At 33.2% G+C, this 2,613-nt stretch carries 3 protein-coding genes; all 3 read left to right on the top strand.

What is annotated here, in order from left to right:
* Positions 1-1,288, top strand: a 1,288-nt coding sequence (locus OF897_RS10530) for an RHS repeat domain-containing protein (RefSeq protein ID WP_267265643.1), incomplete at its 5' end; no start/stop codon positions are given.
* 14 nt (positions 1,289-1,302) lie between these two features.
* On the top strand, positions 1,303-1,812 hold the full coding sequence (locus tag OF897_RS10535; protein WP_267265644.1) for a hypothetical protein: 510 nt from the start codon (positions 1,303-1,305) through the stop codon (positions 1,810-1,812).
* A complete protein-coding gene (locus tag OF897_RS10540; RefSeq protein ID WP_267265645.1) occupies positions 1,812-2,321 on the top strand; it encodes a hypothetical protein in 510 nt (169 codons plus the stop codon). Before OF897_RS10535 ends, OF897_RS10540 begins: the two co-directional genes overlap by 1 nt.
* Positions 2,322-2,613: the final 292 nt, after the last annotated feature.

The raw sequence follows: 2,613 nt of genomic DNA on the forward strand, positions 1-2,613 counted from the left end.
TGGTGTAAAAATTAAAAAGATACATCATTACTTCTCTGGAAGAAACCGTAGAGATGCTTTTGCTACTACAGAATATATCGATGGTTTTCAATATAAAAATGATACAGGTCTTACGGGTGCTTATGGTTTAAAATTTTTTACGACTTCGGAATGTTATTTTGATTTTGTAAATAATAGCTATATTTACCACTACAGCGATCATTTAAGTAACGTAAGAGTAAGTTTTACAAGAGAAGGAAATACAGCGGCTATTGTACAGCAAAATGATTACTATGCATTTGGCTTAAGATACCGTGAAGGAATTAATGCTGGTGGTAGCTATAAGTATGAATACAACGGTAAAGAAATGCAGGAAGAAACGGGTATGTATGCGATGGACTTCCGTCATTACATGCCTGATGTAGGAAGATTCACCGGAATGGATGCGCTTTCAGAATCATACGCAGATCAGACGCCTTTTCATTTTTCATTAAATAATCCTGCAAATTATTCAGATCCTACCGGGATGTATACCAGAAGCGCAGATGGTAATATGATTTCAACGACCAACCAGGGCGAAATCAACGAATTATTCAATTATTTCAGTGGCGGTGGAAGTGTTTCGGGGATGAATAATTTCATGAAAAATAACTCCAGTTTTGCCGTAGATATTGAAGGAGTTGCAATGTCAGGACAAGGCGGCGGAAGCAGTGGTAGAGATTATGTAAAAAGTGACTTCAATAGCGCCGTTTTATTAAGTGGGATTCAAAGCGTGCAAGCAAATTGGAATACTCAACAGGCAATGAGCGAATGGCAAACAGCCATTAATGAAACAAAAATCGGAAAGTCTATTGGAGCGTTAGAAAGAGGATTGTTTCTGGAACTGCCAATTCAGTTTGCAGGTGGAGCATTATTCTCAGCAGGTTGGAAAGCTATCGGTGCAGGAAGATATCTATCCGGAATTGCTAGTAATTTGTATGGAAGAATTGCTCCAAGAATATTAGCAAATTTTAGCGAAAGAGGAACATTTTCTGTTTATCATGGTCTTGATGCAGCAGGTAATATTAGATATGCAGGAATTACAAGCCGTGACCCGGCTCTACGATTTGCAGAACATATGGCAGCAGGTGGTGAAAAAAGTTTGTTAAGATTTGAAGCTATTCAAGGATCTTTAACTAAATCACAAGCTCGTATTATGGAGCAAAATCTAATCAATCAATGGGGATTACAGAGAAACGGAGGTGTTTTATTAAATAAAATCAATTCTATCTCTCCAAAAAAATGGAGTTTTTATGGTGTAACACCTTAGTTAATAAAAAAAATATGGCAAAAAGAATAGCAACAAAAATAGGGGACGTATTTTCAGTTCAAATTAGTGAAACAGAAAAGCGATATATGCAACTAATAGCAATTGATTTAACACAACTAAATAGTGATGTTATCAGAGCATTTAAAAAAAAATATTCTATTAATGATAAACCAAAATTAGAAGAAATAGTGAAAGATGAAGTTTTTTTCTATGCTCATTGTGTGACTAAATTCGGTATTAAATTAAATCTTTGGACACAAATTGGAAATATTGAGGATGTTGGAGATATTCGGCTCCCTTTATTTAGAGGATCTCGAGATTCAGGTAAAAAAATAAATAATGAAGTTATAAAGGTATCTGAAAATTGGTACGTTTGGAGAATTAATGATGAAAATTTCACCCCCGTTGGAAAACTAGAAGGAAATAATAAAAAAGCAGATTTAGGTTTAGTTGTCAATCCTTATGATATTGTTGATAGAATGAAAACTGGTCAATATAATTTTTTCTATCCAAGCTTTGAATAATGCCAAAACGAGTAATAACAAAAATCGGAGATATATTCTCCGTAGAATTAGACAACGGCAATAAAAAATATTTTCAGTATATCGCAAATGATTTAACCCAACTTAATAGCGATGTGATTCGTTCCTATAAAAAGGAATATTCTAAAGATGAACAACCCGATTATGAGAAATTGCTTTCAGGAGAAATCGACTTTCACGCTCATACAATGATAAATGTGGGTGTAAAACAAAATCTTTTTACACAGGAAGGCAAAAGTATTGTTAACCCAAATATTGATAATATTGTTTTTAGGGGGACGTTAGATTACGGACAAAAAGTAAATGGAGAACTAGTAAAAGTTTCTAATAATTGGAGAATCTGGCATATTAACGATGACAATTTTACAAATATTGGAAAATTAGAGGGAAAAAACCGTAATGCAGAAATTGGAATTGTGATGCCACCTTTTGCAATAGTTGAACGAATAAAAACGGGAAAATTTAACTTTGTGTATCCTGATTTCGAATGATGGCAAAAAGATTAAAGACAAAAATAGGTGATATATTTTCTGTTCCTATTAATGAAGAAGAAAAACGATATATGCAGTTGATTGCATTTGACTTAACGCAGCTTAATAGTGATGTTGTTAGGATTTTGGTAATGTTTCAGAACTGTTGGTTTCCTATATGAATGCGGTTTACCAAAGAAATTAAATAAAAATCAATCAAAAAACGAGTAATTTAAATGGTTACTCGTTTTATTTTTATAGATGAAAATAAAAATATGAAAGTAGAAAATTACTCATGTTCCAAATGTGTTGG

Origin of the sequence: Chryseobacterium formosum, assembly GCF_026460885.1 — a bacterium.
In the GTDB taxonomy this organism is placed as follows: Bacteria; Bacteroidota; Bacteroidia; order Flavobacteriales; family Weeksellaceae; genus Chryseobacterium; species Chryseobacterium formosus.

Bases quoted from the DNA above. Each gene is read 5' to 3' on its own strand.
- OF897_RS10535 (WP_267265644.1), top strand. From the start codon at position 1,303: ATGGCAAAAAGAATAGCAACAAAAATAGGGGACGTATTTTCAGTTCAA.
- OF897_RS10540 (WP_267265645.1), top strand. From the start codon at position 1,812: ATGCCAAAACGAGTAATAACAAAAATCGGAGATATATTCTCCGTAGAA.